At 72.6% G+C, this 705-nt stretch carries 2 pseudogenes; both read right to left on the bottom strand.

Annotated features, from left to right (window positions below):
• Positions 1-378 (bottom strand): annotated as a pseudogene (locus tag VQ03_RS29980) (xanthine dehydrogenase family protein molybdopterin-binding subunit); the annotation flags it as partial.
• A gap of 22 nt (positions 379-400) precedes the next feature.
• Positions 401-705: pseudogene (locus VQ03_RS29975) on the bottom strand (xanthine dehydrogenase family protein subunit M); the annotation flags it as partial.

The following is a 705-nucleotide window of genomic DNA, read 5'->3' as shown; positions in this document are numbered from 1 at the left end:
GGCGCGAGCCTCCTCGAAGCTCTCGGCGACGACGAGCGCGACCGGCTGGCCCCAATGCCTGATCTCGGTATCGGTCAGCAGCGGGCCGACCTGCTCCTTCTTCTCGCCCTGGGCCGGCGCGTTGCGGTGAGTGAGCACGTGGACGACGCCGGGCATCCGCTCGGCGGTGGCCGTGTCGATGTCGCGGATGCGGCCCTTGGCGATCGTCGCCGTGACGACGAAGCCGTAGCCGGGATGCTTCATCTCCCGGCTCTCGTAGGCGTAAGGTGCGCGGCCGGTGACCTTGAGCGGGCCGTCGACGCGGTCGATCGGCTGGCCCACCGGGCCGTGGGGTTGGATGTCGAGGGGCGTGACGCCGACCGGCTGGCTCATGTCCATGGCTGTTCTCCGAATCCGGCGATCAGGCGCGCAGCGCTTCCGCGACCGCGGCCGCGAGGGTGCGCTTGGCGAGCGGGATCTTGAAGTCGTTGGCGCCGTAGCCGCGGGCGCCCCTCAGGGCCGCTTCGCCGGCGGCTCCCGCGCCCTCGCGCACCAGCGCCTCCTCGGCCTCCGCCACCCGCCAGGGCTTGTGGGCGAGACCACCGAAGGCGAGGCGGGCCGAGCGGATCGTGGTGCCGTCTGCCTCGATGACCGCCGCGACCGAGACCAGGGCGAAGGCGTAGGAGGCCCGGTCGCGCACCTTGCGGTAGACGTGGCGGCCCTTCC

This window comes from Methylobacterium tarhaniae, from assembly GCF_001043955.1.
Lineage (GTDB): Bacteria > Pseudomonadota > Alphaproteobacteria > Rhizobiales > Beijerinckiaceae > Methylobacterium > Methylobacterium tarhaniae.
This window is presented reverse-complemented; position numbering and strand designations above follow the sequence as displayed.